The organism is Haliscomenobacter sp. (assembly GCF_965225875.1).
Classification (GTDB): Bacteria; Bacteroidota; Bacteroidia; order Chitinophagales; family Saprospiraceae; genus Haliscomenobacter.
In genome coordinates this window covers 602,823-624,770 of record NZ_CBDDBS010000001.1, presented here as the reverse complement: position 1 = coordinate 624,770, position 21,948 = coordinate 602,823, and the positions used below count along the sequence as shown (strand labels likewise).

Here is a 21,948-nt window from a genome sequence, read left to right as displayed (position 1 = left end):
CGTAGCACGCTACGTCTCTACATTAGAACATCATTGACATGAAAAGAATCCTACTTTTTGCTTTTTCGATACTTCTGACATTGTCTGCCACCGCTCAGGAAGACAACCTGGCCCGCATCACTGGAACGGTTAAAGACGGCTCCAACAACCAGATGGTTGAATTGGTCACCATCTATGTTCGGGGTACCCAGATCAATACTTCCAGTGCTGAAAATGGCCGCTACAGTCTTGATGTACCCGCTAACCGCGATCTGGAATTGGTTTTTTCCAGGGTAGGCTACAAGGAATCTGTCGTAAATGTCAAAGCCATGCCGCCCCGCAGTGCCAAACAAATCGACTTAGAATTGGCGCCCATCGACTCTGACATTGAGTTTGTTGTGCGGGAAAGCCGCCTCGAAACGGCGGGTATGGTGCGTGAAGGGGTTGATCAATTTAAAGTACTACCTACCACTACAGGCAACCTGGAAAGTATCTTGCCAAGTATTGCCTTGGGCACCAGTAGCGGTACGGGAGGTGAACTCAGCTCTCAATACAATGTACGTGGGGGGAACTACGATGAAAACCTCGTGTACGTCAATGACTTTGAAATTTACCGCCCCCAATTGATCCGGGCTGGGCAACAGGAAGGTTTGAGTTTTCCCAACATCGACCTCATGCGCGACCTGTCCTTTTCTTCAGGAGGTTTCGAGGCGCGTTATGGTGACAAACAATCTTCGGTACTCGACATCAAGTACAAACGGCCGGATAGTTTGCGGGCTTCTGCGGCGGCCAGTTTTTTGGGCGGTTCTACCCATATTGAAGGCAGTTTTAAAACCGGGAAGGACAATTTCCGGCGTTTTCGCTACCTCGCGGGGGCACGCTACAAAACCAACCGTTATTTGTTGAGTTCTCTTGATGTCAAAGGGGAGTACGTCCCCAATTTTGCAGACATTCAAACTTACCTTACCTACGACATTACCCGCGACTTGCAGGTAGGTTTCCTGGGCAATTACAACCGTTCAAAATACAGTTTTATCCCGGAGGAAGGCTCAAGCGCTTTTGGTTTGATCAACTACGCTCTGCAATTGTACACCGTATTTGAAGGCCGGGAAGTTGACGATTTTACCACTTCCATGGGCGGATTATCGCTTACCTACCTACCCGATCGCAAACGCAATCCCCTGTTTTTAAAACTCCTGGGCTCTCGTTTCCGCTCGGATGAGAACGAACGCTTTGACATCATCGGGGATTACAGCTTGCGGGAAATTGAGGCCAATTTTGGCAGCGGCAATTTTGGGGATGTCATTGCCGAATTGGGCACCGGAACCCAACACCTCTATGTACGCAACTTCCTCAACATTGATGTGACCAACCTGGAGCACCGGGGTGGCATCGAATTTCAAACTACCCATACCAATTCCGAAGTCACCAGCAGTCACTTCTTGCAATGGGCGCTCAAATACCAGCAGGAAAACATCAACGACCGCATCAACGAATGGGAGCGCCTGGATTCAGCTGGGTATTCCATCCCTTACGATACGGCGAATATTTACCTCTTCAACGTCCTCAAAACCAGCAACCAGCTCAGTTCCAATCGGGTCAACGGATTTTTTCAGGATACTTACACCTTCCGCAACAACGGCAAGGGAGAATGGCGCATCTCGGCGGGAGTTCGGGCCACCTATTGGGATTTGAACCAGGAAATGTTGGTTTCGCCACGGGCGCAGTTGTTGTACAAACCTCTGAAGGGTGAAAAGGACATCTCCTATCGCCTGGCCGCAGGCTTGTACGTGCAACCACCCTTTTACCGCGAAATGCGGGCACCCGATGGCTCGGTCAACACCGATCTCAAAGCACAAAAATCGCTGCACCTGGTGGCCGGTTTGACCTATGATTTTTACATGGGCCAAAACCCCAAAAAATTCCGCCTAATCGGGGAGGCTTATTACAAGTCGCTCTGGGATATGGTCTCGTATGAAATTGAAAACGTGCGCATCCGTTACTCCGGGCTCAACGATTCGGAAGGATACATCACGGGCCTGGATTTGCGGATGAACGGTGAATTTGTACCCGGCGCCGAATCCTACATCAACCTCTCTTTCCTGCGTGCTCGCGAGCGCATCCTGGGCGTACAACACCTGGTGCGGGAAATAGGCCAGGAGGAAGCGACCCCGGTCAAGGACGTACCCCGCCCCACCGACCGCTTTTTCAACCTCTCCATGTTTTTCCAGGATTACCTGCCGAAAAACGAAAACTTCAAAATGCACTTGAACCTCACCGTAGGTGGTGGGCTTCCCTACGGTTTGCGTGGCAACAACATCGTATATCGCAACACCTATCGCTTCAACCCCTACCACCGGGTCGACATTGGTTTTTCCATCCAAATGTGGGATCGCCTCAAAATGGCGGCCAAAAAACCCAACCACTACCTGGGCTTTACCCGCAACTCCTGGCTCAGCCTCGAAGTGTTCAACCTCCTCGACGTACAAAACCAAGCGGGCAACAACTGGATCAAAACTATTTTTCAACAACAATATGCCATTCCCACTTATTTGACCTCCCGGAGGATCAACTTGAGATTGAGGATGGACTTTTAATTAGTGATGAATGATAAATGATGAGTTCTGAATGTTTGGCTCTGATTCATCATTTATCATTCATCGTTCATCACTCAATTATGGCCAAATCACACACTCCACCGCCACCTCCTTCTGCCCCCAAGATGAGCTTTGGGCGCAAGGTGCTGATTTTTTTTATCCTGCTGATCATCATCTCCTTTTTGCTGGATGCGTTGGGGGTGCCGATTGTGCATCGGTCGGAGCAGGAGGAGATATTGGAGCATCCGCATCGGTAGGGGCCTTCAGGAGTAAAAAACAGGATTGAACCTTAACTTTTAGCAGAATGAAACATTTTTATTGTCTCAGAAGCGGAATCCTAACAATGATCTGCTTGTTTTTCTTTACACAAATCAGTTGTCAAATTGATACGCTCGGGATTAAACAGAGTATAATTATGGAGGCGAATAAATTCGTAAATGCCTCCATTAATAACGACATTGAGACAATGTTGCCTTACATGCACCCTGAAGTTGTAAAAATGATCGGTGGAGTGGAGGCTTTGAAGAAGGTGCTTAAAGGTAAAGGCAAAAAAACAACTCCAAGCGAATTCAAGTTTACCCTTAGTTCTCCTGGTGAAATCATCATTGAAGATCAAATTGCCCAATGTGCATTGTACTATGATCTCCTGGTTAAATCAGCAGATTCAAGTGCCACATACCACTCTAACATAATTGCATTATCTGCACCAAATACTGCTAAGAAATGGTATTTTATTGATGCTGTGACGATTTCTTTAGAGTCTATCCGATTTCTTTACCCATTCATTAGCAAAAAATTAGAGTATCAGGACATCACTACCAATAAATCCAACAGAGATGGATTATTGTGGAAAATTCAACCTTTTCTTAAGGCAAAGCACATTGAAGAGTATGATTCACTAGTTGGACAGGTTGTTTTCCAAGATTATGGGAAAAGTGGCAAGGAACTAATGTTTGGAATAGCAGATGTTCAAGGAAATATATTGGTCTCCCCTGAGTATGAGAACATTAAGGGCTTGCGCAATAAATGGCAACTTTCTTTGGATTTGGACAATAGTGTTTGGGCATATAAAAAGGAGCCAAAGGAGACATTTGAAAATCCATACAAGAATTACAATTTATGGATGGATTCAATCAAGTTAAAGTCAGGGCTGATGCTGATTGGGAAATCCAGAGATTCATTTGAGGTAATCGCTCGGAATAAGGTCCTGGGATACGTTACACCCGCAATTATTCCATTTGATGTTGATGCCAAATTCATCGAGCTGTATAAAAATGGATCGTACTACTTAATGAACCAACGAGGTGAGATTGTCATCCCTGCAAATAAGTTCTCAACCGTTTATGAATTTAAAAACGGGTATTCTTCTTTTGCCAAATTAAAACAATCGGAAACTCCAGTATTGATAGATACACTTGGAAATATTTTAAAAAAATTGGACGGATTAGAATTTGGAGATGCTTCAAAACACTTTTTTAGTGTTGGAAAAAAAGGAGAATACCCTTCAAAAATGGGAATCATTGATAGGGATGGTAAAGAACTTATTGCGCCCCAATTTGAAAGAATCGAATTTTTTGGGGATCGTTTTTTTATAGGTAAGAAAAACGATAAATGGATGTTTTTCAACCTGAAGGGAGAGCGAATACTGGATGAAGAATTTGAATGGGTTAACCTGGATGGTGATTATTTGGTGAGTTCTAACCCAAAAAAGCAAAAAATGTATCTTTTCGATAAAGACCTCAAACTGGTTCAAAGTTATGCCTCTGACGGTATTCAATATGTTGTCCAATTATTTATTGACCCTAAAACAAAAGAACCATTTGTCTCTTTTGTTAATGGTTTTGGCAATTTTGTAATGTACAATAAAGAAGGCAAAGCACTTACTGACCCACAATCTGATTGTGATGGCGGATTTATTCCAGGCGGGGTTTTGTATAAAAAAGCTGGGAAGATTGGCCTCGCCTCTAATGGGTATAAAAAAGAGTTGCCGCCGATCTTTAGCGGCTTGGAGTTTTTGGCAAGCAGCAACACTTTATGGGGCAAAATCGACGGAAAATGGGGGCTTCTGGATTGGTAGAAGGGCCAGTTTTTTGCCGGGCGCTCAGTCAAACTTAACAATTGTTTCATTTGAAAACCCAAGCCCTTAGGCCTTCAATGCTTATTTTTGAATGAAAATGTTATCGCCCTTACCATGCAAAGACGCACCTTCCTCAAAAACACCGCTCTAATCAGCATCCCTTTCCTGCTGGATCTCCCACTGGGGAAACCCCAAAAAATCCGCATCGGCCTCATCGCCGACATCCACAAAGACCTCATGTACGATGCCGATGCCCGGCTGGCCAACTTTCTTAAAGCGGCCCAAAAACGCAAACCCGATTTCATCCTGCAAATGGGCGATTTTTGCCAGCCCATACCCAAAAATCAAAACTTCCTCAATCTTTGGAATGCCTACCCTGGCCCCAAGTACCACCTATTGGGCAATCACGATATGGATGGAGGTTTTACCCGGCAGCAAACCATGAATTTTTATGGTATGCAAAGCCCTTACTACTCCTTTGACCTCAAGGGATTCCATTTTGTTTTTCTAGACGGAAATGATCCTAATCCCAAACCTTGGTCCGGTTACAACCGTTACATCGGTGGGGAGCAACTGGAATGGTTAAAGGCGGATTTGGAAAAAGCCAAAGCACCAACACTGGTTTTTTCGCATCAGACCCTGGAAGATCCTTCCGCCGGGGTACACAATGCCAAAGCAATTCAAGCGGTACTGGAAGCGGAGAATCAAAAAGCAGGTTTCCAAAAAATCATCGCCTGCCTTAGCGGCCACAACCATACGAACTACCTCACCCAAATCAATGGCATCCATTATTGCCAAATCAACAGCGCTTCTTATCGTTGGGTGGGGGAACAATACCAGCGGGTTCGTTTGAGCGAAGCCATCGACAAGCAATATCCCATTCTGCGGAGCACCATTCCGTACAAAGACCCCCTGTTTACATTTTTGGAAATTGATCCGGCCAAAGGGCTCATCCACCTGGAAAAAAAGGAAAGCGAATTCATTGGCCCTGGCCCAGCCGAAATGGGTATTGTACAAAAAGTGAATGATCCTATCGCTGCTCAGATTTCAGGCTTTGAGATGGAGTATTAATAGGAAGAAAAAATATGCTCAAATTTTAATTCGGCTAAAATCACCCCCACCCACTGACCTTCCTCATTTGCCGCCCTTCCAATAAGCAAGACCTTAGGCATGAAAAGTGCCAGATCATTCATTGTGAGCGGGTACTTAAGCTTCAAGCATTCACCCTTTGAATGAGTATGTCATGCCGATGCTAGATAAAGACCTGGTGCAACCCTCCGACCTCCAATCGCATAGCGAAGGAACCGGGGCCTTGCGTTCTCAAATTCCTCAATACATCGATTATTTGCCGCCTTGCAACAATGCCTGCCCCGCTGGTGAAAACATCCAGGCCTGGCTCGGGCTTGCGCAGGAAAGCCGCTACGCCGAAGCTTGGCAAAAACTCGTAGAAGAAAACCCCCTGCCCGCAGTACATGGCCGGGTTTGCTACCACCCCTGTGAAGACCACTGCAACCGCAGCTTTATCGACACCCCCGTCAGCATCCACGCCATCGAGCGTTTTTTGGGAGATAAAGCACTGGAGGAAGGGTGGCAGATTGAACTAAATGTACCCTTGTCGGGTAAAAAAGTCCTGATCGTAGGCGGCGGCCCAAGTGGCATTTCCGCTGCGTATCACCTGCGGCGGGCGGGTCACGAGGTGGAAATCCGCGAAGCTGGACCGGTGCTGGGTGGCATGATGCACTTTGGTATTCCACCGTATCGGCTACCGCGCAACATCCTCGATGCAGAAATCCAACGCATCGTCAATCTGGGCATCAAAGTGACCCTCAACCATAAAGTGGAAGATCTCCTAGAGGAAAAAGAAGCCGGAGCTTTTGATGCGGTATTTGTAGCAGTTGGCGCCCATTTGTCCAAAAAAGTGGACATCCCCTCTCGCGATGCTGGCCAAATCCTCGATGCCCTCACCTTTTTAAAAGATACCGAAACGGGCAATGCGCCCAAACTAGGCCGCAAGGTAGCCATCTACGGCGGGGGCAATACCGCCATGGACGCCGCTCGGGTCGCTAAACGCCTGGGCTATGAACCCCTAATCATTTACCGCCGCGACCGCGAACACATGCCTGCCCACTCCTTTGAAGCGGACGAGGCCCTTGCCGAAGGTGTAAAAATCAATTGGCTGCGGACCATCAAGGAAATCAATGAGCAGGAAATCAAGGTGGAAGTGATGGAAGTCAATGCCGAGGGCAAACCCGTCGGTACAGGGCAATTTGAAACCCTGGAAGCCGACGCCCTGATCCTGGCCCTGGGACAAGACAGCGACATTTCCTTTTTAAAAAACATCCCTGACATCAGCTTTGACAACGATGGTAGGGTAGTGGTAGGCCCCGACATGATGACCGGGGCGAAAGGTGTTTTTGCCGGCGGCGACATGGTTCCCAGCGAACGAACTGTAACCGTAGCGGTAGGTCATGGCAAAAAGGCTGCCCGCTACATCGATGCTTTTTTGCGAAATACTACGTATCAAAAAGCGCCAAAACACCCAGTGGTCGGTTTTGAACGCCTTCACATTTGGTACAAAACTTTTGCACCTCAAAGTCCTCAACCCCAAGTGGCAGAGGCAGTACGCGTGCAGGATTTTCGGGAAGTACTAGGTGGTTTGTCCGAAGCAGCGGCCCGTTTTGAAGCTCAACGTTGCCTGTCTTGCGGCAACTGCTTTGAATGTGACGGCTGCTACGGTGCTTGTCCGGAAGATGCGGTCATCAAATTGGGCAAAGGCAATCGCTACCGCTTTGACCTGAACAAGTGTACCGGCTGTGCGGTCTGCTTTGAGCAATGCCCTTGTCACGCCATCGAAATGGTCGCCGATTTTGCCTGATTATTCACCCGAATCAACCACAAAACCATGTCAAAGTCCAATAAACAAGTGACCATCGATGGCAATGAAGCAACCGCCTACATTGCTTATCGCGTCAATGAGGTTTGTGCCATTTATCCCATTACTCCTTCCTCCACCATGGCCGAACTGGCTGATGAATGGTCGGCTCAAAAAGTAAAAAATATTTGGGGGCATGTACCCGAAGTCATCGAAATGCAAAGTGAGGGGGGGGCGGCAGGTGCAGTGCACGGTGCGCTGCAAACAGGTGCCTTGACCACCACCTTTACTGCCTCCCAGGGTTTAATGCTCATGTTGCCCAACATGTACAAAATTGCCGGCGAGTTGACCAGTGCGGTATTTCATGTAGCCGCCCGGTCCTTGGCCGCCCAGGCCTTGTCCATCTTTGGCGACCACAGCGACGTGATGGCGGCTCGGAGCACGGGTTTTTCCATGCTTTGTTCGGCCTCGGTACAAGAAGCGCACGACCTGGCTTTGATCGCTCAGACATCCACCCTAAAAGCCCGCTTGCCCTTCATCCATTTTTTTGATGGGTTTAGAACTTCGCACGAAGTCAATAAAATTAGCCTGATTCCTGACGAGGTCATTTTAAAAATGATTGATGAAAAAGACATCATCGCCCACCGCCAACGGGGGCTCAGCCCGGAACGGCCGATGGTACGGGGTACCGCTCAAAACCCCGATGTCTATTTCCAGGGGCGCGAAACGGTCAACCCCTTTTACGCCCGTACCCCTGAGATTGTCCAACGCGCAATGGACCACTTCGCCGCTTTAACGGGCCGCCAGTATCGACTTTTTGACTACTTCGGGGCTGAAGATGCCGAAAGGGTGATCATCCTGATGGGCTCTGGCGCTCAAACGGCCATCGAAACTTGTAAACATTTGCAATCCAAGGGTGAAAAAATTGGAGTGATTCAAATCCGTTTGTTCCGACCTTTTTCCATGCAGCACTTGCTGGCCGCCATACCCGCATCGGTGAAAAAAATTGCGGTACTGGATCGTTGCAAAGAACCTGGCGCAGCGGGTGAGCCCCTGTACCAAGACGTGATTACGGCGCTGGTAGAAGGCCAATCCCAAGGGCTTTGGGCTCAGTTGCCACAAGTGATTGGAGGGCGTTATGGCTTGTCCAGCAAAGAATTCACCCCGGGGATGGTCAAAGGTATTTTTGATGAATTGAAAAAAGACCAGCCCAAAAACCACTTCACCATCGGGATCAACGATGACGTTTCAGGCAGTAGTTTGTCCTACGATGCATTAGATCTGGAGGATCGGGATTTGACCCAGGCCCTGTTTTTTGCCCTCGGTGCAGATGGTACGGTAGGTGCCAATAAAAACAGCATCAAAATCATTGGGGAAAATACCCAGTTGCATGCCCAGGGTTATTTTGTGTACGATTCCAAAAAATCCGGCTCCCAGACGGTTTCCCACCTGCGTTTTGGCAAAAATCCCATCCGGGCACCTTACCTGATCCGGGAAGCTGATTTTATCGCCTGCCACAAGTTCAATTTTGTGCAAAAAGTGGACATGTTGCAGTACGCCAAACCCGGCGGTACTTTTTTGCTCAACAGCCCTTATGGCCCAGATGAGATTTGGGAAAATTTACCCCATCCCGTTCAGGCGGCCATTTTGGACAAAAAGCTGCGTTTTTATGTGATCGACGCCTCCAAAGTGGCCGAAGAAGTGGACATGGGCAATCGCATCAACACCATCATGCAGGTGTGTTTCTTCGCCTTGTCGGGGGTACTACCGCGTGAGGACGCCATTGCCGAGATCAAACACGCGATCAAAAAAACCTACAGCAAAAAAGGTGAGGCAGTTGTCCAGCAAAACTTCAAAGCGGTGGACGCAACCCTGCTCCATTTGTACGAGGTGGCCGAGATGCCAGAGGCGGGCAGCCAAAGTGAGTTCCCGGAAATTGTTTCGTCAGCGGCACCACAATTTGTACGCGAAGTGACCGCCATGATGATGGATGGTCGGGGCGATGATTTGCCCGTGAGCGCCATGCCAATCGATGGCACGTACCCCAGTGGCACCACCAAATGGGAAAAACGCAACATCTCCGACCTGATCCCGATCTGGGAACCCGATCTGTGCATTCAGTGCGGTAACTGTAGTTTTGTTTGCCCCCACAGCGTGATTCGATCCAAATTTTACCACGAACAAAACTTACAACAAGCACCGGAAGGATTTGCTTCTGCACCCATCAACGCCCGCGGTTTTCCTGAAACGCGCTATACTTTGCAGGTTTACCTGGAAGACTGCACCGGCTGCAACCTCTGCGTAGAAGCTTGTCCAGTAGTGGATACCCAATCCTCTGAGCGCAAAGCCATCAACCTGGCACCCAAAGCCCCGGTGCTGGAAAAAGAACGGGAAAATATCCGCTTTTTTGAAAGCATGCCTTACAACGAGCGGGGCAAAATTGACTACTCGCTGGTGCGGGGGGTGCAATTTTTGGAGCCCTTGTTTGAGTTTTCAGGTGCTTGTGCAGGTTGCGGTGAAACGCCCTATTTGCGCACTGTTTCCCAATTGTTTGGCGACCGTCTGATTGTGGCCAATGCTACGGGTTGCTCCTCCATTTTTGGTGGGAACTTGCCTACCACACCCTGGACAAAGAACTCCGATGGCCGTGGCCCCGCCTGGTCGAACTCACTCTTTGAAGACAATGCCGAATTTGGTCTGGGCATGCGCATTTCGGTGGACAAACACGTGGAAATGGCCAAGGATTTGCTTCAACGGATGCAGGGGCAAATCGACCCCAGTCTGATTAAGGATATCCTGAATGCCAGTCAAAAAACGGAATCCGAAATTGCCCTGCAACGCCACCGGGTAGAACATTTGAATGCCCTCCTAGCCAACTTGCAGCATCCGGACGCGGATCACCTCCGCTCCATCAGCGAGTATTTTGTACGCCGCAGCGTATGGCTGGTAGGTGGTGATGGGTGGGCGTATGACATTGGTTCCTCTGGCCTGGATCATGCCCTGGCCAGCGGTAAGGACATCAACGTATTGGTGATGGACACCGAGGTGTATTCCAACACTGGCGGCCAAATGTCCAAAGCAACCCCCACGGCGGCTACCGCAAAATTTGCTGCTGCCGGGAAACGGGTGGGCAAAAAAGACCTGGCCATGCAAGCCATTTCGTACGGCAACGTTTACGTGGCGCAAATTGCTATGGGCGCCAATCCGCAACAAACTTTGCTGGCCCTGCGCGAAGCAGAAGCCTACCCCGGCCCATCTTTGATCCTGGCCTACAGCCACTGTATCGCCCATGGAATTGACATGGAAAAAGGAATGGATCAGCAAAACCTGGCCGTAGCCTCGGGGTATTGGCCGCTGATTCGCTACAATCCGATGTTGCGCAAGGCGATGAAAAATCCTTTTGTGCTGGATTCTCCACGACCAGTTATTCCATTGACTGAATACGCGTACCGGGAATTGCGCTATAAAGATTTGCAGCGTACCAACCCCACCGAGGCCGAATATTTGATGCAATTGGCGCAGGAAATTGTGGACTTGCGTTGGCAGAATTATGAGAATATGGCAGGGTGGAAGGCGGAGGCGTTTCAGCCGATGGCGTAGGGGAGGAATATTTATTTGTCACCCAAGTCATGAGTGATCCCGAATTTTTGAAAAGTCAAAATCGGTCATAATCCTAATCGCGGAGCGATTGAATTTAGAATAGCCCCGGTCGTCCGGGGTAAATAGTTGGGTCAAATTGGCGGCAACCACGGCAGTGGTTGAACATAATTGGGCAAAAAATTCAACCGCATCCGCGGTTGCGAAACTTTTTGCTACCAAAATGACCCCGGACGACCGGGGCTATTATAAATTTAACCGCATTCGCGGTTTGTCACCCCCCAATTCTGGATGACGAATGTTAGACGTTACCTCATGAATAAAGACTAAAATCTGTGGATTTATCTTTTTCATAAAAGCATCCTGAAGAATTTTGGAAGCCAAAATTCGAACCTGAGGTTGCGGTGTATACATTATTAGGTGATTCTGGAGTATAATTATTGGATTCTGGAGGAGTTATTTCCAAATTCCTCGATTCGATGAAGTCTAATACAAAGGTCAGTAATTTATAAAGCAAATCATTTACCAGATGCTTTAACTCATCAATAGACGTTTTTAATGCATCTTCCAGATAAATAAAGTCGTCTGGGCTATTCATCGAATTCCAAGACATTTCAAGTCCAAACCCTTGATTCGAGTCTGTATCTCTTTTAATATGAGCAATTTTGAAAAGTTTGTCGTCAGTAGTAATTGAAAACGGAACCTTTCGACCATGAATAAAAACATGGCGTTGATGATAGAAAGTATTTAGCTTATTACATGCTTTTTTTGCTTCATTTTCCTGGCCTATTAAATAAAAACATTTTTCGATATTATCTCTTAATCGGCCAGAATAAGCATGATAAGCCATTATCTGATTGCTTGCTTTTCTGTAATCTTCAAACGAATTAATCTGCTTGGTTTTAGATTCTTCATCTACAATTAGTTGCATGAAATATAAAGACTCCAGAACTGTGTAATGATGTTGAGCAAAGTTCTGTCTTATTGCCCCATCAGCTGGAGTGATTTTTTTCATCGTAGCCATTTGTCCATTCCCTTGGTGGCCTATGAATTTTTGCCAAATGGATTCATAAGCAGGGATATTAACTGAGATGAAATCTGCCGCTTGCAGTTCCAGCCCATCGCCGTGGTCTTTAATTTTGTATTCCATAATAGCCTCTAACATCTTGTCGGAGTGGGAAAGTTCCGGGAGGTTAAAATTTGTTTACCTGCTTACCTAAGTATTCATCCGATCAATCGAACAGAAAAACAACATGAACTCCTTCACCAGCGAAAAGCAGCTTCCATCAAATTTTGTTCCTGTTTAGCAATCCCGATTTGAGTGGCTACTTTTCGCCAGTTGCTGACCACACTTTTCACTTGCTCCAGAATAACTTTCATTTCAGGTAGCGTCAATTGGAAGTATTGCCCAACACTTATTGCCAGTTCAAAATCCAGAGCATTGTTGTCCATATCAATGTTCAAGGCCAGTCCATCCTTATCGGTGGAGGGGTTGAGGTCGTAGGCCGGGCTAAGGCTCCAGCCACTTGAGGACAATAAAAAACCGTGATTCCGCAAGTGGTCATCGGCATTTGAAACTGCAATATGAAAAACAATGCGTCGCCACAACTGGTGCAGATCAGCCGTGATGTTTGCTCCAGAAAAACGGATGAACTCAGCCAAATCCAGGTAACTTGGGGTGTATGTTTTGAGCGTTTCTTCATTGTTTCCAGTCATGGTCATTGCTGAAGCAAAGTGGATGCGTTCACCTTGCATTCGGTCAAAACGTTTGGTCAAAAAAGTATGGTATTTGCCATTTACTTTCATCATTCTGGATTCTGCCATGACTATTCCCGCCCCCAAAGCGAGTTTGTAGAGCAGAAACTCCCAGGCTCCTTTATCAACTTCGTCGTGTTGTGAAGGAAATTTTGCAATCCAGGCGTGCCCTTGTTCATCGCGTACATTGGCCTTAGGGCGTGCACCACCCAATGATGACCCCGGGGCAACCAGAATGGCCAGCCACTTTTTGATTTCTTTGTTTTCTGTATCCGACTCGATGATCTGGGCTGCCTGCTGCAATTCCCGGATGGAAGAAATGGGGGGAATGGGATATTGAGCCGCATCGCTCAAAAACGGACCATCAGGATCAGTTTTGAAGCGTAAGGCTCCCATGCGGCTTTCGTCCTGGACACCGAGTAAAAAATCAATGTCATAAAGCGTTGGGGTGGGTTTCCCTGCTTCTTTGGCCAATTGTGCCGCCCTGCGCTTCATGAGGGTACGCCCCCAACGGTCGGGCATGGAGTCGAGAAAAACGCCGAAGTTTTCTTTGCTATTAGGAAATTGTGGACCGCTAAACCAGCCGATGTCGGGATCCAGCAACAACTGTTCCTTTGATTGTACCCAGTCCCGGGCGTATTCGAAGCTAAAAGCTTTTTTACCTTTCGCCTGATGTGCCGAAAGAATACCTACCATTTTGGGTGTTTTCATCCCCTGCCAGTGGGCGTAAACCCAAATATCCGTCTTGTTTGTGCTCATTTCTCTTGGCCTAAGTAGTGGGGCAAAAATAAATGTTCATTTTTCCCGAGGATTAGATAAGACACTTAAATTGAACCGTTTACTTATCTAATCCTCGGGAAAAATGAACATTTATTTTTTTATCGCCCCTAAAAGTTCCAAATCCTGAAGTTTCCTGCCCAGTTCATCGTCTGCAGCCAATTTTAAAAAATCATCCTGTAGTCCCAGAACGCGCAGTACATTGAAATAAGCACCCATTGACACCCCTGGGTTCCCATTTTCGATTTGATAAAGTGTGGCTCGGTTGATATCCGCTCTTTCGGCAACTTGTATGGTAGTCAGCTTTCGTCTTTTTCGGGCTAATTTGATGTTTTGGCCAACTTGCTCGAAGATTTTTAAATGCTTTGGGAAGAGTATTTGTTTTTTGCTTTTCATAGAATGTTGTTTATTATTAGCAAATTTATCAATTTTGCATAAAATAAACAACATAATATTCAATGCTTTTGGTCTACAATCCTTTTTTCCAAAGATAAATGTGCACGTTCACACTACTGGACATTTTTGAAAAAAGCGAGGAAAGCGCGAACTTAGAGTTTACCAAGATCCATACCCAGATGGATTTGACCAAAGCGATCATCGAAATTACCCACACTCAAGGAGTTAGAAAGGATGCCCAAAAACTTCAGGAACTGATGCAAGTAAACGATATCCCCGAAGGCTTCATTTACGATTATAAACTGGGGATTTGGTACAAGTACGACCTTCAAAAGGGCGAACAAAAAGAAAATTCCTCTTGGTGCAGTGCCGTTGGAGTCGATTTGGCTAAGCTGTTGTTTTAAGTTTCCATCAGCCCAAGCATGCCCTGAGGAGCGCCTTTCTTCAAATCCTACCTCACCCACTCCGCCCAGGGAATGACAAAAGGTAAAACCAGTACCCAAACCAAAAAAAACGCTGCCATTCCTGATGGATAGGATTGATTGTTTTTGATTGCCGGAATGGCCACTACGAGCAGCCAGGAACCCTTGTAAATCAGTTGCAGCAAAAGCACTGGAGAAAAAACAAAAGGGCGCCAAAGTCCAAACAGTGATAAAACAGCAATAGCTAACCACAAACAACCTACCAGTCGAATGATGTCGGAGCTAGGATAAGCATTTTGGAAAACCGTAGCAGCAGACAATTTTGGGAAAAACAAAGAGGTAATTCCTATGTAGCCAGCAACGATGATGTTGGCGGCATAAACCAGTTGGAGTGCAGTCATTTTTTAGATTTAATTCAGAACGTCCTCTTTTTGAGAGGGGAAATCATAATGCAAAGATCCTGCTTTTCTGTTTCAACCCACTGCACCTAGGTTAACTTAAACAAGTTTTTCGTTCAGCAGTTAGGGGCTTTTCGCTTCTGCTGGCCAGATGGTATTCGCCCCATTTGTTGATTTCTAAAATTAAGTTGTTCAATGACAATCCGAGTGGGGTAATTGAATATTCAACACGGGGAGGAACTTCGGCAAATACGGTACGGACAATTAACTTTTCCTCTTCCAATTCTTTCAGCACCTTGACCAGCATTTTGGGGGTTACCTCGGGAATAGCACGTTCCAACTCTTTGTAACGGAGTGTACCCTTGTTTACCAGATTGCTGATCACCACAATTTTCCATTTACCACCGATAATGGACATTGCATGGGTGACAGCGCAAATATTTTTTTCATTTTTTTTCATGGCTAAGCTATTGGTTTTAAGCATTACTTTCTAAAAGCATAATAGTATACTTTGTAGTAACCACTATCAAATGTATAGCTACTCCTTTATTTTTGCAACTCACCAAAAAAATATTTTACATGACAAAGCGATTGGATGGTAAAAAAGTAATCGTAGCTGGTGGCAGCCGTGGAATTGGTAAAGAAATTGTACTTGAGTTGGCAAGGCAGGGAGCCCATATTTTGTTTACTTATTCAAGCAAAGAACAGGAAGCAAAAAACACTGAAGCGGAAGCAAAAAAAATCAATCCCTTTGTACTGGCTATGAAAGCGGACATCACCAATAAAGAAGAAATGGCCGGGGCGTTTGATTTTATTTCAAACAACTTTGGGGGTAAACCTGACATTTACATCGGGGTAGCATTTCCTCCTGCTGCTTTTATGCCTACAGCCTTCATGGGTGAAGCAGCTTTTGACAGCATGTTTAATGCGGTCCGCGGGCACTATTTTGCCATGCAAAAAGCCGCATTAAGCCTGAATGAAGGCGGTAAAATCATTGTATTCAGTAGTGGTGCAGCGGCCATGCCACAACCCGCCAGTGGTGCCTATGCAGGTGCAAAAGCAGCTATAGAAAAATTCGCCCTGTCATTGTCGAAAGAAACAGGAAATCAACAGATTACGGTGAATGTTGTTTCTCCGGGAGTTACCCAAACAGAAGGTTTAGTCGCTCCAAAAGAAATGGTCGATATGTTGGTGGCTCAAACACCATTGGGTCGTTTAGGTTCGGTGGCCGATGTGGCTCATGCTACCGTTCAATTGTGTATGCCTGAGATGAGTTGGATAAACGGTCAGGTTATTCAAATAAATGGAGGCATCCTGTAAACCATCAAAATTTCAGAACAACTATGTCAGCCCATACTCAACCAAGTTTATTTGTTTCCCACGGAACCATTTATGAAGCCTTTCAATGGAAAAACTTGTCCATGAGTGCCTTCAAGTTTGATTAGGGGTTATATTCGTCATTCCGAATTTTCGCATATGGACCACCAAGCAGATATAAGTATGCTGCGCAAAAACAGGGAGCTTACCAGCCAATTTATTATTTTTTAAAACTTCTTGCAAAATCCCCAAACTCCTTGTACATTTGCCGCGCTCAAGACCTACCGCTTGTTCGTCAAGGTAAGTAGGTTATGGTTTAACCTTGTAATTGTTAACCAACAATGGCTGTTAAAATTAGATTGCAGCGCATGGGCCGCAAAAAGCGCCCATTCTACCAAATTGTGGTAGCCGATTCTCGCTCTCCTCGTGATGGACGTTTCATCGACAACCTGGGATCTTACAACCCAATGACCAAGCCTGCCACCATCGAAATCGATCGTGACCGCGCTTATGATTGGGTAACCAAAGGTGCTCAGCCTACCGATACCGTTCGTGCGATCTTGCGTTTCAAAGGAGTATATTACCGCAAGCACCTCATGCGTGGGGTTGCCAAAGGTTCTATGACCATTGAAGAAGCAACGGAGAAATTCCAAGCTTGGGTTGACGCCAAGGAGTCGAAAACCGCTGCTCGTGTACAAAAAACTGCTGAGGAGAAAGAAGCTTTCCGCCTGGCAGTATCTGGTGTAGCCAAGGCTAAACCCGTACCCGTAGTAGAAGAGCCAGTAGCTGAAGCAGAAGAAGAAGTGACCGAGGCAACTGCTGACGAAACTGCTGCTGAAGAAACCAGCGAAGAAACTGCTGAATAAGCAGTGTCATTCAGGGTTCGGATTCAGACTCCGAACCCTGAATAAAACTCTTGAATCTTTCATTTGGAGATTCGCCCCAAAGGATTTATCTTTGTTCCAATACCGGACAAATTTTGTCCTACCCAACAAGGCTATACTTTAATCATTAATATATCGCGAACCTGGTAGTGCTTTAAGTTGCACTATCAGGTTTGCCTTTAAAAAGAGCAGGCATATGTACGAACTCGATCAGCAATACTTGGAAGAACTGGAAACCATTGCCTCCGAAATTCAAGAGTCTGACGAACTGGCCCGGTACCTGGATAGCGAAGAGGAAGAAGACTTCACGCGCCTGAAAGAGTTATACGAACCACGCATCGCCCATATTTACGAAGCGGTTGCAAAAGACAATCCATTGCAACTCATCTCCTTTGAATTGGTACTGCTCGACCCGATTTTCGAGGGACTGTTTTTACCCAAAATCCTGGGTTATTCAGTGCTGCGCGGGGAGGTGAATGACCAAGTCAAATACGTGCGCCCACAGGAGCACTTTAAGGACATTCTGTTGGCCATTTGCAGCTCTACCAACTTCGAAATCCTCAAAAAGCGGATTGGACAAACCATCCAGATTGGTTTTGCCTTGAGCAGCGACATCTGGATCACCAACCTGATCAACAGCATCACCAACAAACGCATCCGCTATTACCTGCAAGGGCAAAAGCTGGATCGTTACCGTCGGGACAGCGATCGTAAGGTGGGCTTGGATCGTTACCACAACCAATTCCGCAACGATCATTTTCATACTGCGGACTTCCCAACCACTGCCGCAGACCTTCCAGTGTTGTTCAACCCATTGAAAAACTTTTTGATTCACCGGGCCTCGGTCAAGGTGAACAATACCAGTTTGTTGGAGCCGCTGGACAAGTTCGTAACCAATGAATCGTTGCAAGGCACTACCGAACACATGCAGGTGATGGCCATCTACGCGATGTTCTACGAACTGAGTGATGCCAGCCGCAAGCAACTGAGCAACATTTTTAATAAAGTTCGGGAAAAATCAACAGGATTCAGCGAGCGTTTCCTGCATTTTTTGATGGAATTGCACCATCACCCAATACTCAAAATTTTGCCCGAAGCTGATAAAAAAATGTCGGCGATTGTGGACAAAACCTTCAACGACAAGTTGAGCGAATACTACCAATTGCTCGACATCGTTCACGATAAAGGCTACATCAACGAAGAAGCTCATGAAGCGGTAAAAGTGTTTTACAACAAACACGAAGGGATGTCAACCATCAACGAATGTGTGCGGCAAACCGTTTTCCAATACTTCAACCGTTTCATCAGCAACCTGGAAGAGCGCCATTATCCCGATTTGTTCGACATTTCGAAACAATTCTCGGTCTACATGCGCATTTTTGTGAACGAACAGTTCAACCAGGGCTTGAAAGATTTGTCGATGAACTTCGTTACCCGTGCCCTGACCAAATTCGTCGACAAGCGGGGTAAGGACTATCAGGACATCAAGAAATTTGTCGCTTCTGCTTTCGTTGACTTCGGCTTCCTCAAGGAAAAAGAAGTCGTTGAAATGTTCAAAACCCGGCGGAAGAAAAAGGCTGAATAAGCCAGACGCTTTGAATAAAATAGCTAAAGATATTACTAGGCGGGCCGGATTACAGGTTCGCCTTTTTTGTTGGTTGAGGAGTTGAGAAGCTGAGAAGTTGAGGCTGCCGCAGCGTCATTGTCAAAGTCGCTTGCGGAGCGTCAACTCCTCAACTTCTCAACTCCTCAACCCCTCAACTTCCCAATCAATGAGCCGCATCGTCATCATCTCCAACCGACTTCCCGTCACCATTCAGCAAAATGGTGAGGGTTTAAGTTATTCGCCTAGTGCGGGAGGCCTGGCTACCGGACTCAACTCTCTGGATGACTCCCTCGAACGGGTATGGGTGGGCTGGCCCGGCGAAGAAATTGTCGATCCTCTTGCTCAAGATCAGGTTCGCGAAGACCTCCTCAAAAATGGCTTGGTTCCCGTTTTTTTGAGCAAAAAAGAAATTGAACTCTACTACGAGGGGTTTAGCAACAAAACCATCTGGCCGCACTTTCACTATTTTACGCAGTACACCACTTATCAGGATGAGTATTGGGAGGCTTACAGTTTGGTCAATCAAAAATTTGCGGAAGCCCTCAAACCCATCATCCAGCCAGATGACCTCATTTGGGTACACGATTACCAATTGATGTTGTTGCCCGCGATGATTCGTGCGTTTGCGCCCCAAAATTCGATTGGTTTTTTCCTCCACATTCCTTTTCCTTCTTACGAGATTTTCCGGGTCTTGCCCTGGCGCGAAGCCTTGTTGAAAGGTTTATTGGGCGCCGATCAAATTGGCTTTCACACCTTCGGCTACATGCGGCACTTCCTCAGTGCGGCTTACCGCCTAGGCGGGCACGAGCACTTGTATGGTAAACTGCGGGTAGGCAATCGCCTGATCAATGTGGACGTTTTTCCCATGGGGATCGATTATGAAAAATACGCTCACCCCGGTATCGATTTGTTTGCCAACGATGATTCGTTCAAAATCAAACAACTGGCCCGGAATCGGCGCATTATCATCTCCATCGATCGACTGGATTACACCAAAGGTATCCCCCAACGCATCAAGGCTTTTGAACAGTTCATTGAGCGCTATCCCCAATACATTGGTAAGGTCTCGCTGGTGTTGATTGCGGTACCTTCCCGTTCCAATGTGGACAATTACCGCAAGCTCAAGCAGAGCATCGATACCCTGGTCGGCAAAGTCAACAGTGCTTATGGTACTTTTGACTGGATGCCCATCCAATACCTGTACCGCTCCCTCAATTTTAACGAGTTGAGTACCTTATACCAGGTAGCAGACATTGCGATGATCACCCCCCTGCGGGATGGCATGAACCTGGTGGCTAAAGAGTACATCGCCGCCAAGGATGAACACAAACATGGCGTGCTCATCCTCAGCGAAATGGCTGGTGCTGCCAACGAGCTGAGCTCCGCCTTGCTGGTCAACCCGCACGACATCAACAAGATGGCGGAAGTGATCAAACAGGCCCTGGAAATGAATGAAAATGAGCAGGTGTGGCGCATGGAAACCATGCAACAACACATCAAACGTTACAATGTCAAACATTGGGCGAATACTTTTGTGCAGGAACAAAAACGACTCATGGAACAGCAACAAGCCTTCAACAACATGGTACTTTTGCATGGTCCCCACCGCAATACCTTACTGGAAAAATACCGGACTGCCCAAAACCGCTTGATCATTCTGGATTACGACGGCACCCTGATGTCCTTTCATCCCGATCCACAAGCAGTAGCACCCGACGCGGATTTGATGCGCCTGTTGAGCCAATTGAGCAGTATTGTGGGCAACAAATTGATCATCAATAGTGGCCGCGACCACCAAACCTTACAGACCTGGCTCGGGCCACTTGGCATCGATATGGCTGGCGAACACGGCGTTTGGATCAAACGCAACGGGCAGTGGAAAATCAATCCCGGTTTGTCCAATACCTGGAAAACGGACATTCGCCCCGTGCTGGAGCATCTGGTAGAACGCACTCCCGGCTCATTTGTAGAAGAAAAAGATTACTCTCTGGCCTGGCATTACCGCCGCATCGATCGTGACCTGGGCGAAAAACGCGTGCGTGAAATCCGCGACGGACTCCTCTACATCACTGCCAACCTCGACCTGCAAGTCCTGGAAGGCAACAAGGTAGTGGAAGTCAAACACGCCAGTGTGAGCAAGGGTAAAGCCACTCTGAGCTGGCTCAACGAGCAGGACTGGGATTTTGTGCTGGCCATCGGCGACGACCGCACCGATGAGGATGTGTTTCGGGTACTGCCGGAGGATAGCTCCTTTACGGTGAAAGTGGGGTTGGAGCAAAGTGCTGCGCGCTATACACTGGCGAATGTGGAAGAGGTACGGGGGCTGTTGGCGGAGTTGGTGACGGCGGGGTTTTAGGAACCCTATTTTGGAATAGGAAAACTAAATTCTGCATAGTTAAAAGCCAGGAACACCCCATATCCACCCTTCATATTGGTAAATAATGGTTCAGGATCGGAAAATGCCAGTTCAAAATCTTCTGGGCGATTTTGGGTTCGATAGTATTCGTAAAAGTCTTTGGACACAGTATAAATTTTGCATTCAATGAGATCGGGAGTAAAATTTTGACCAATACCTCCAATCCTGTTTGGTACATCAAATTCAAAAATCAGGTCTACTTCTTGCCCGCGAATACACTCATTCTTAAAGAGAAGGTTATTGCCATAGGTATAAACCAAATCACAAAATTGACCAATTTTAATATTAAGCAGTGTAATATTTGGCGGAGATTCACTATATGCATTTCGACTATCTTTTAAATTGATCACTGTTAAATAAGCACCTTCTTCTGTAGAACTATCTTTCAACCTGAAGGCCCAACGTAACTGAGGATCACCATTGATGCTTAAGTTAGGAGAAGGTTCTAATGTAGAAGAAAGAACAATTGGCCCTAAAGGAATGAGAATAGCTTCAGAACTAACATTCCCAAAATCAGGATGTTCTACTACAATATGGTACTTATTCGATTGATTTGGATTCAAGTCTTCAATAGGTGATTTATAGATACCATTTTTTTGAAAAGGCACTTGCATGATAAACTGCTCATTTAAGTAAAGACTTACTTTGGCGTTATTTATCCAAATTTTTGTCTTTAAAACATCTTGATTAGGAGGAATCGACCTCGAGACTTGGACTTGAATTCCTTCTTGAGGCGAGATAAACGCATTGACTACCATTTGAGCTTGGAAGTCTTCAAATTTGTATTCAATATTCTTCTCACAGGATGAAGCGATTATCAGCAAAAAGAAAATATAAATAGGTTTGATCATGATG

The 21,948-nt window shown here is 46.6% G+C and carries 17 protein-coding genes; 11 read left to right on the top strand and 6 right to left on the bottom strand.

What is annotated here, in order from left to right; all coding sequences use genetic code 11:
• The first annotated feature begins 38 nt into the window (after window positions 1-38).
• From ACO08K_RS02465 to nifJ, 6 genes are all read left to right on the top strand, one after another.
• Window positions 39-2,576: a TonB-dependent receptor gene (locus ACO08K_RS02465; protein WP_421794805.1), complete on the top strand. Its 2,538-nt coding sequence runs from the start codon at window positions 39-41 to the stop codon at window positions 2,574-2,576.
• A gap of 80 nt (window positions 2,577-2,656) precedes the next feature.
• Complete coding sequence (locus ACO08K_RS02460) at window positions 2,657-2,833, top strand: hypothetical protein (RefSeq protein WP_421794804.1); 177 nt, start codon at window positions 2,657-2,659, stop codon at window positions 2,831-2,833.
• 158 nt (window positions 2,834-2,991) lie between these two features.
• Window positions 2,992-4,653, top strand: coding sequence for a WG repeat-containing protein (locus ACO08K_RS02455; RefSeq protein ID WP_421794803.1), 1,662 nt, complete (start codon window positions 2,992-2,994; stop codon window positions 4,651-4,653).
• A gap of 114 nt (window positions 4,654-4,767) precedes the next feature.
• Window positions 4,768-5,724, top strand: coding sequence for a metallophosphoesterase family protein (locus ACO08K_RS02450; RefSeq protein WP_421794802.1), 957 nt, complete (start codon window positions 4,768-4,770; stop codon window positions 5,722-5,724).
• A 178-nt stretch (window positions 5,725-5,902) separates the two neighbouring features.
• Window positions 5,903-7,528 (top strand): NAD(P)-binding protein, encoded by a 1,626-nt coding sequence (locus tag ACO08K_RS02445; RefSeq protein ID WP_421794935.1) that lies wholly within the window; start codon window positions 5,903-5,905, stop codon window positions 7,526-7,528.
• A gap of 27 nt (window positions 7,529-7,555) precedes the next feature.
• On the top strand, window positions 7,556-11,125 hold the full coding sequence (gene nifJ, locus ACO08K_RS02440) for a pyruvate:ferredoxin (flavodoxin) oxidoreductase (RefSeq protein ID WP_421794801.1): 3,570 nt from the start codon (window positions 7,556-7,558) through the stop codon (window positions 11,123-11,125).
• Between the two features lie 310 nt (window positions 11,126-11,435).
• On the opposite strand, the gene ACO08K_RS02435 is transcribed toward nifJ, so the two are convergent.
• The 3 genes from ACO08K_RS02435 to ACO08K_RS02425 form a co-directional block, all read right to left on the bottom strand.
• Entirely contained in the window at window positions 11,436-12,287 is an 852-nt protein-coding gene (locus ACO08K_RS02435; protein WP_421794800.1) for a hypothetical protein, read from the bottom strand.
• A gap of 98 nt (window positions 12,288-12,385) precedes the next feature.
• Window positions 12,386-13,636 carry a type II toxin-antitoxin system HipA family toxin gene (locus ACO08K_RS02430; protein WP_421794799.1) on the bottom strand — a complete coding sequence of 417 codons (1,251 nt, stop codon included), beginning with the start codon at window positions 13,634-13,636 and terminating at the stop codon, window positions 12,386-12,388.
• 111 nt (window positions 13,637-13,747) lie between these two features.
• Window positions 13,748-14,050 carry a helix-turn-helix domain-containing protein gene (locus ACO08K_RS02425; RefSeq protein WP_421794798.1) on the bottom strand — a complete coding sequence of 101 codons (303 nt, stop codon included), beginning with the start codon at window positions 14,048-14,050 and terminating at the stop codon, window positions 13,748-13,750.
• A gap of 179 nt (window positions 14,051-14,229) precedes the next feature.
• On the opposite strand from ACO08K_RS02425, the gene ACO08K_RS02420 reads away from it, so the two are divergent.
• The gene (locus ACO08K_RS02420; RefSeq protein ID WP_421794797.1) at window positions 14,230-14,454 is read left to right on the top strand and encodes a hypothetical protein; all 225 of its coding nucleotides are present in this window, start codon (window positions 14,230-14,232) and stop codon (window positions 14,452-14,454) included.
• Window positions 14,455-14,501: 47 nt separating this feature from the next.
• Here ACO08K_RS02420 and ACO08K_RS02415 read toward each other — a convergent pair whose 3' ends face one another.
• Window positions 14,502-14,873: a hypothetical protein gene (locus tag ACO08K_RS02415; protein WP_421794796.1), complete on the bottom strand. Its 372-nt coding sequence runs from the start codon at window positions 14,871-14,873 to the stop codon at window positions 14,502-14,504.
• 91 nt (window positions 14,874-14,964) lie between these two features.
• Complete coding sequence (locus ACO08K_RS02410; protein WP_421794795.1) at window positions 14,965-15,330, bottom strand: winged helix-turn-helix transcriptional regulator; 366 nt, start codon at window positions 15,328-15,330, stop codon at window positions 14,965-14,967.
• A gap of 119 nt (window positions 15,331-15,449) precedes the next feature.
• On the opposite strand from ACO08K_RS02410, the gene ACO08K_RS02405 reads away from it, so the two are divergent.
• The 4 genes from ACO08K_RS02405 to ACO08K_RS02390 all read left to right on the top strand — a co-directional run bounded on the left by ACO08K_RS02405 (window position 15,450) and on the right by ACO08K_RS02390 (window position 21,033).
• Window positions 15,450-16,190, top strand: a complete 741-nt coding sequence (locus tag ACO08K_RS02405; protein ID WP_421794794.1) for an SDR family oxidoreductase — start codon at window positions 15,450-15,452, stop codon at window positions 16,188-16,190.
• A 338-nt stretch (window positions 16,191-16,528) separates the two neighbouring features.
• Window positions 16,529-17,053, top strand: a complete 525-nt coding sequence (gene rpsP, locus ACO08K_RS02400) for a 30S ribosomal protein S16 (protein WP_421794793.1) — start codon at window positions 16,529-16,531, stop codon at window positions 17,051-17,053.
• 214 nt (window positions 17,054-17,267) lie between these two features.
• Window positions 17,268-18,656, top strand: a complete 1,389-nt coding sequence (locus ACO08K_RS02395) for a hypothetical protein (RefSeq protein WP_421794792.1) — start codon at window positions 17,268-17,270, stop codon at window positions 18,654-18,656.
• A 187-nt stretch (window positions 18,657-18,843) separates the two neighbouring features.
• The gene (locus ACO08K_RS02390; RefSeq protein WP_421794791.1) at window positions 18,844-21,033 is read left to right on the top strand and encodes a bifunctional alpha,alpha-trehalose-phosphate synthase (UDP-forming)/trehalose-phosphatase; all 2,190 of its coding nucleotides are present in this window, start codon (window positions 18,844-18,846) and stop codon (window positions 21,031-21,033) included.
• Window positions 21,034-21,038: 5 nt separating this feature from the next.
• Here the strand turns inward: ACO08K_RS02390 and ACO08K_RS02385 are convergent, their stop codons facing one another.
• The gene (locus ACO08K_RS02385; protein WP_421794790.1) at window positions 21,039-21,944 is read right to left on the bottom strand and encodes a DUF4249 domain-containing protein; all 906 of its coding nucleotides are present in this window, start codon (window positions 21,942-21,944) and stop codon (window positions 21,039-21,041) included.
• Window positions 21,945-21,948 lie beyond the last annotated feature (4 nt).

Excerpts from the sequence above, each read along its gene's own strand:
- ACO08K_RS02465 (WP_421794805.1), top strand. The coding sequence starts at position 39 with ATGAAAAGAATCCTACTTTTTGCTTTTTCGATACTTCTGACATTGTCT.
- ACO08K_RS02460 (WP_421794804.1), top strand. The coding sequence starts at position 2,657 with ATGGCCAAATCACACACTCCACCGCCACCTCCTTCTGCCCCCAAGATG.
- ACO08K_RS02455 (WP_421794803.1), top strand. The coding sequence starts at position 2,992 with ATGGAGGCGAATAAATTCGTAAATGCCTCCATTAATAACGACATTGAG.
- ACO08K_RS02450 (WP_421794802.1), top strand. The coding sequence starts at position 4,768 with ATGCAAAGACGCACCTTCCTCAAAAACACCGCTCTAATCAGCATCCCT.
- ACO08K_RS02445 (WP_421794935.1), top strand. The coding sequence starts at position 5,903 with ATGCTAGATAAAGACCTGGTGCAACCCTCCGACCTCCAATCGCATAGC.
- nifJ (WP_421794801.1), top strand. The coding sequence starts at position 7,556 with ATGTCAAAGTCCAATAAACAAGTGACCATCGATGGCAATGAAGCAACC.
- ACO08K_RS02435 (WP_421794800.1), bottom strand. The coding sequence starts at position 12,287 with ATGTTAGAGGCTATTATGGAATACAAAATTAAAGACCACGGCGATGGG.
- ACO08K_RS02430 (WP_421794799.1), bottom strand. The coding sequence starts at position 13,636 with ATGAGCACAAACAAGACGGATATTTGGGTTTACGCCCACTGGCAGGGG.
- ACO08K_RS02425 (WP_421794798.1), bottom strand. The coding sequence starts at position 14,050 with ATGAAAAGCAAAAAACAAATACTCTTCCCAAAGCATTTAAAAATCTTC.
- ACO08K_RS02420 (WP_421794797.1), top strand. The coding sequence starts at position 14,230 with ATGGATTTGACCAAAGCGATCATCGAAATTACCCACACTCAAGGAGTT.
- ACO08K_RS02415 (WP_421794796.1), bottom strand. The coding sequence starts at position 14,873 with ATGACTGCACTCCAACTGGTTTATGCCGCCAACATCATCGTTGCTGGC.
- ACO08K_RS02410 (WP_421794795.1), bottom strand. The coding sequence starts at position 15,330 with ATGAAAAAAAATGAAAAAAATATTTGCGCTGTCACCCATGCAATGTCC.
- ACO08K_RS02405 (WP_421794794.1), top strand. The coding sequence starts at position 15,450 with ATGACAAAGCGATTGGATGGTAAAAAAGTAATCGTAGCTGGTGGCAGC.
- rpsP (WP_421794793.1), top strand. The coding sequence starts at position 16,529 with ATGGCTGTTAAAATTAGATTGCAGCGCATGGGCCGCAAAAAGCGCCCA.
- ACO08K_RS02395 (WP_421794792.1), top strand. The coding sequence starts at position 17,268 with ATGTACGAACTCGATCAGCAATACTTGGAAGAACTGGAAACCATTGCC.
- ACO08K_RS02390 (WP_421794791.1), top strand. The coding sequence starts at position 18,844 with ATGAGCCGCATCGTCATCATCTCCAACCGACTTCCCGTCACCATTCAG.
- ACO08K_RS02385 (WP_421794790.1), bottom strand. The coding sequence starts at position 21,944 with ATGATCAAACCTATTTATATTTTCTTTTTGCTGATAATCGCTTCATCC.